This window comes from Candidatus Similichlamydia epinepheli, assembly GCF_003056015.1.
Genome location: NZ_PPEU01000047.1, coordinates 1 through 5,625 on the forward strand (window position 1 = coordinate 1; position 5,625 = coordinate 5,625).

Consider the following 5,625-nt stretch of genomic DNA (forward strand, 5'->3'; position numbering starts at 1 on the left):
AGTAACAAGTTATAGATTTGGCACATTGGCATTTGTTACTGATGTTGCCAAGTGGAATGATTCAATTACGGAATTGCTGTCAGGTGCTGAGATAGCATTTATTGTAACGAATCTGGGCCAATTGAACCTGAATCTTGGCCTCATGTGTACGAGCCTTACTTGCAAATACCTCCAAAATAATTTCTGTCCTATCTACAACAGGCTTTTGAATTGCAGTTTCTAAATTGCGCTGCTGCGCAGGAGTCAGCTCTTCATCAAAAACCACAAGATCAACTTCTAAATCAGAGGCAGATACGACTATCTCTTGAAGCCGTCCAGAGCCAATGAAAGTAGATACATAACGGCCTCTTAAAGGACAGATAGTTGAGTCTGCAACATTGATTCCGCACGATCTCAAAAGTTCCCCTAATTCAGAAAGAGAATCTTCTGCCTCCTCTCGACTTCCTGAGCGAGTTTCAAATGCACCAACAATCAGAGCTCTTTTGATTCGTTCCATGAAAACCCCACTCTTAGACCGTCCCAGGCCAATTTAGCCTTGTCTCCTAATGGATATTCAATCTTATTAAAATCAATTACATGCGAAAGATGCATAAAATAAATTTGTTTAAGATTATTCAATCCTCCAACGTGGTCAAGAATTTCTTCTATTGAAGTATGTTGAGACCCACTAACCACTTTCCGCCAATAATTCGTTCCAATAAATGCTATCTCAGCACCTGACAGCAATTCCGTAATTGAATCATTCCACTTGGCAACATCAGTAACAAATGCCAATGTGCCAAATCTATAACTTGTTACTTGTTGGTTGCCATGCTCGTGAAATGAGCAATGAATAGGTGGGAATCCTGCAAAGTCAAATACCTCTCTCTCTGTATGCAAAATTTCACGTAGGGAGAAAGATACAATCCCCTTCTCCAGCACCTCCCAAACGCAAAGCGAATGGTATTTAAGTATGTTAAGAGTAGAAGTAGATAGGAGGCAAGGAATCTTGTGACCATTATTACAAAACGACCGTAAATCAATTAATCCACCTATATGATCAAAATGATGATGCGTCAAACAAATTCCATCTAACCGCTTTAAATTATTTGATAATAATGAATCTCTTAAGTCAGGAGATGCATCTATCAATAAGTTTCTGCCTTCATGTTTTATCAAAAGACCAGTACGCCTTCGACGATTCTTAGAGTCAGACGAAAGACACACAGAACATGAGCACCCTAAAACAGGCACACCAGAAGAAGCTCCGCATCCAAGAACCGTAATAGAAGTCATTTCATGAACCAATGTAGAATTTCTTTCTCACCATCTTCAAAATGCCAGGATGATGGTAATATATCCAACTGTCAGCATCGTTATTACGATTTAAATGACGCTTCGGACGAGAAATACGGAAAAGAGATCCATCTGGGGCAAATTCAATCTCTTGGTAAACAATAGGTCTCCATTCTTCATAATCAGATTCAACTGAAGAAACAAAAAGACGAATAGATGCGGCTGTATCTTCCCAAAGAATCGTACCTGAAAATGTCTTAGAAAGCGGTTTATCGTCCTGAATCCAGGAAAACAGTTCAGAGTATTCTTCAGGGAAAAGTCTTCTTGTAAAAGAAGGGCCCCTTTCATGTGAAAATAAGATTTCTATTTTGTTTAAGATATATCGCTTTGTCTGTTCAGATCCAGCAACTCGATAAGTTGCACGAATCTGAGAAAGATTTTGAGGAGATGTTAGAACGCCCTTCACGGTAAGGGATACATGTTTCCCATAGAAATAAAATAATCCAAAACAAAAAATCGAAACACATATACCGCACCCTATTACAATGGAAACAGCTATCCTTTTGCTGTTGGTAATTGGGTCGTTTCCCCCTTTTTCCGACATGATCAGACTTCTCCATCCAAAAAGATGTCATGACACAAACCTACTACACCTGGAGAGATTTTTTCTTTGTCTATGAATAAAAAAATCTTCTGCTTTGGGAAGCGTCGATTCGCATAAAGAGGTAATAGACAACTTTAAAAAGTTGTTCCCCCCTTGATGATTTCGCAATTTAAAAAAATTGAACCAATAAAAAAACGACAAAACATGGATAAAAATTCCACTATTTGCCGTTTTAACTATTTTTACTAAATTAATCCTCTACTGCTAATTCCTCTTCATCAATCAAAAGTTCCTGAGGTGGCGTATCATCAACTTGACCCGTTTCTAAAATGGAAGCCGGTTCTAGTTTAGAAGTCCAAACTGATAAAAATACGCAAGTAATTAAAAATATGAATATCGACCACGCAGTTAGTTTTCTCAATACATGCGCTGCAGACGTCCCAAGAAATAGATGAGCACTACCACCAACAGAAACCCCACCTAAGCCACTATCACCACCACGGCTTTCTTGTAAAAGAATTACGCCACACAAAAAACCAACAAATCCCAAATAAGCAGAAAGAAAAAAAGGATAACTCCAATCCAAAAACATTAAACGGTTTCTCCTAATAAGATAAGTCTACGTCCGCCAGGAAACTATTACGATATAACCGATATTAAATGTCATCATCACCTAAATTCCCACGGATAGCACTAAACAACCATCCCTTAGGGGGGCTCCAGAAAAAACCATTACCAGTCATCACCCTGAGAGCCAATATAGCTTTTTTCAATTTAGGAGCAGATACTAAATCATCTTCAAATCCGCACCAAAAAAGGACACACTCAGACGCTGAAAGTGTAATGCCTTGAGGTGGTAACCCCCAACCAGTAATTTCTTTTGTGCTAGTGGATAAAATGGAGTTTCTAATTGACTCCAAAACAGATGGCTCAGAAGACGTGAGCGCTATATCACCAGAATCTAAATCAAAAAGCTTGGGAGAAAAAAGATATCTCTTCTCAGCACGATTGAAAGCCTTGCGACCAAGCAAGATATCTTGTTGCTTTACTGCAAGAGAAAGAACGTAAGTCATTGCTGATGCACTAGTACGAGTTAAGCCCATCTCATCTGACCGAGATGCATCTAGGAAATTATCACGTGATGTTCTCGTGTCAGGAGTGAGTTCACTAGCTAGGATACCTCTTTCCAAGATTACCCTAGCACGTAACTCCCTAGGGGTTTTCATTTGCAATGTATTTTCTAACAAAAAAATTAATTGGTTAAACAATTGAGAAGATGTAAGTTCACGAGAACAAAGAAACTTCCACTGGTTGACCCACTTCATATTATCAGGGTCCACTATGAGTGGATTGTGCTTAGAAATTAATTTAATATCTTGATTACTTGGCGAAAGAAGAGGGCTATTTTTCTTTGTATAACCTTCTACCATGGAAAACAATTCTTCCTCGGACATTGTGATTCCAACAGAAGATAACTTATCCACAAACTCCTTCCCAAGATCAAAGAAACAAACAGATGAAATAGAACGAACACCAATTGATAATAATTTTTTAGCTTGTGAATGAGGCAATGAGAAAAAATCACTCAAAAAAGCAACTAATGATGGCTCTGAACTTTCAAAAGAGGAGCAAAAAGGAACAAGCAGCCAAACTGAACCTGATAGATACGAAGCAGGACCTCTAGGATGCCACTTGTTCATCAAGTCAACCAATTCTTCAACAGGCAAACCAAGCGTTAAACGACATCTAATTAGCCCTCTCAAAGCACCTACATGACATACGTCGATTTTCTGACCTGCACGCCGCCCTTGAACAACCACGTCCTCATAAAGAGAAGACGCTTCTTCGTGCCCCCCTTTTTTCTCTAAACACGCAGCTAGGTCATTAGCAATTAAATAAACAGTCTTGGTTCTTGTATCAAAGTGCTGGCTATTTTTACCTTCTTGAAGAGCTATTCTAAGGAAAGACTCCCCTTGTTGGTACAAGCCACGAGAAACTTTTTGGTTCCCTGTTACCCATGCACTTACCCCCTTGGGGGATAAACAAAAGCAACCAGTGGAAACAAAAAGACAAAGAGTTGCGAAGGAACTCAAATGGATGAAACGAAACGATTTAAAAAAGGAAAACATTGAAACTTCAGCTGAGTCTCAGGATAAGTAAGAAATTACCAAACTTCTGGTGAAGACAAATGAAACCCACAACAGTGGTGACACCATTGTAACAAATAAAGTAAGTAGATGGGAAGCTCTAACAACAACTTAAGTAATTAAAGGCCTCTATGTAGCTATTGCCACTAAGGGATCCTAGGTGCAAGCCATCTTTCACAATCTAACGCTGCCATGCATCCGGAGCCTGCTGCAGTGATGGCTTGCCTATATTGATGGTCAATGACGTCTCCTGCAGCAAATATTCCATTTCTACTGGTTTGAGTCGTTCCAGAAGTAGTAACAATATAGCCCATATCATCTGTTTTCACTAAACCACCCAAAAAAGATGTATTTGGACGATGACCAATAGCAAAGAAAAGTCCTTTAACCTCTAATGATGAAATATCTCCAGTTTTAACGTTCTTTAGATCAATTGACTCTAATGTTTCTGACCCATCAGCCTTTTCGAGAACGGAATCCCACATTATTTCAATTTTTGGATGGTCTATAACCCTTTTTGACATAACCGGTGAAGCGCGAAACTTATCCCTCCGGTGAATGACATACACTTTCTTAGCAAAACGAGTAAGAAAAATTGCCTCAACCATGGCAGAATCACCACCACCAATTACTGCAATATTTTGGTTTCGAAACAACGGCAAAGATCCATCACATACTGCGCAAGCAGAAATTCCTTTCTGCCAAAAGCGATCTACTCCAGGTGCCTCAAGTTTTTTTGCAGTTGCCCCAGTCGCAATAATCACACCACGTGCTAAAAAATCGCTATTTTCCGTGCGTACAATAAATCTATCGTTATCTTCTTGAATTGATGTAACATCTTGCTCCAAGACTTTTGCCCCAAAATTTTCACACTGAAGACGTAATCTTTGCATCAATTCCGGACCAGAAATTCCTTCAGGGAACCCAGGAAAATTTTCTACGTCTGTAGTTGTCATCAACTGACCACCTACTGGACCAGAAATAAATCCACCTAAAACGAGAGGATCAAGTGTCGCTCTTCCTAGATACAAAGCAGCGGTATAAGCAGCAGGACCTGATCCAACTATGATCACATTGGCTTCTTCTAAACCCATTATTAACTCGTCAATATGTTTAAGATTTTATCTTTTACAAAAATGTATTTTTTTATTTCCACGCCATGCAAATGCCGCTGAATAGCTTTTTCATTTCTGGCTAAAAAAATGACGTCCCCTTCTTTACTGCCTTTAGCACATGGCACAACAGCTCTCGTTTTACCATTGATACAAATGGCAACTTGGGAAATTTCCTCTAAAAATTTACTCCACTCTTGATCGAACTTTGGGAAACTTTCAGAAGAAAGTAAAGAGTTTTTTCCTAATAACTGCCAAAGCTCCTCTGACAAATGAGGAGCTAATGGAGAAAGTAACTTTAGAAAAATTTCAAAACATTTTAAGGGGAAACAATCAACTTTTTTGGCCGCATTTACGATTTCCATCAATTTGGAAACAATAGTATTAAAGGACCACGTTTTATATTCCTCTGATATGCTGCGAAAATTTTTAGAAAAGACATTGAGAAAATCTTTCATATTATGAATATCACAATCTATAACCTTTC

7 protein-coding genes are annotated in these 5,625 nt (G+C 38.8%); all 7 read right to left on the reverse strand.

Annotated elements, in window-relative coordinates:
- Positions 1-79: 79 nt before the first annotated feature.
- Positions 80-496: an HflX-like GTP-binding protein gene (locus GCCT14_RS03285; protein ID WP_108624230.1), complete on the reverse strand. Its 417-nt coding sequence runs from the start codon at positions 494-496 to the stop codon at positions 80-82.
- Positions 472-1,275 (reverse strand): MBL fold metallo-hydrolase, encoded by an 804-nt coding sequence (locus tag GCCT14_RS03290; RefSeq protein ID WP_157952556.1) that lies wholly within the window; start codon positions 1,273-1,275, stop codon positions 472-474. Before GCCT14_RS03290 ends, GCCT14_RS03285 begins: the two co-directional genes overlap by 25 nt.
- A gap of 1 nt (position 1,276) precedes the next feature.
- The gene (locus GCCT14_RS03295; protein WP_108624232.1) at positions 1,277-1,879 is read right to left on the reverse strand and encodes a hypothetical protein; all 603 of its coding nucleotides are present in this window, start codon (positions 1,877-1,879) and stop codon (positions 1,277-1,279) included.
- Positions 1,880-2,129: 250 nt separating this feature from the next.
- A complete protein-coding gene (secG, locus tag GCCT14_RS03300) occupies positions 2,130-2,471 on the reverse strand; it encodes a preprotein translocase subunit SecG (RefSeq protein WP_108624233.1) in 342 nt (113 codons plus the stop codon).
- A 64-nt stretch (positions 2,472-2,535) separates the two neighbouring features.
- On the reverse strand, positions 2,536-4,008 hold the full coding sequence (locus tag GCCT14_RS03305) for a hypothetical protein (protein ID WP_108624234.1): 1,473 nt from the start codon (positions 4,006-4,008) through the stop codon (positions 2,536-2,538).
- A gap of 164 nt (positions 4,009-4,172) precedes the next feature.
- Complete coding sequence (trxB, locus tag GCCT14_RS03310) at positions 4,173-5,120, reverse strand: thioredoxin-disulfide reductase (RefSeq protein WP_108624235.1); 948 nt, start codon at positions 5,118-5,120, stop codon at positions 4,173-4,175.
- A gap of 2 nt (positions 5,121-5,122) precedes the next feature.
- Positions 5,123-5,625: class I tRNA ligase family protein (locus GCCT14_RS03315; RefSeq protein WP_204592941.1), on the reverse strand; the 503-nt coding region annotated here is incomplete at its 5' end.

What these genes read in the sequence shown, in the direction of transcription:
- GCCT14_RS03285 (WP_108624230.1), bottom strand. Translation starts at nt 496, where the DNA reads ATGGAACGAATCAAAAGAGCTCTGATTGTTGGTGCATTTGAAACTCGC.
- GCCT14_RS03290 (WP_157952556.1), bottom strand. Translation starts at nt 1,275, where the DNA reads ATGACTTCTATTACGGTTCTTGGATGCGGAGCTTCTTCTGGTGTGCCT.
- GCCT14_RS03295 (WP_108624232.1), bottom strand. Translation starts at nt 1,879, where the DNA reads ATGTCGGAAAAAGGGGGAAACGACCCAATTACCAACAGCAAAAGGATA.
- secG (WP_108624233.1), bottom strand. Translation starts at nt 2,471, where the DNA reads ATGTTTTTGGATTGGAGTTATCCTTTTTTTCTTTCTGCTTATTTGGGA.
- GCCT14_RS03305 (WP_108624234.1), bottom strand. Translation starts at nt 4,008, where the DNA reads ATGTTTTCCTTTTTTAAATCGTTTCGTTTCATCCATTTGAGTTCCTTC.
- trxB (WP_108624235.1), bottom strand. Translation starts at nt 5,120, where the DNA reads ATGGGTTTAGAAGAAGCCAATGTGATCATAGTTGGATCAGGTCCTGCT.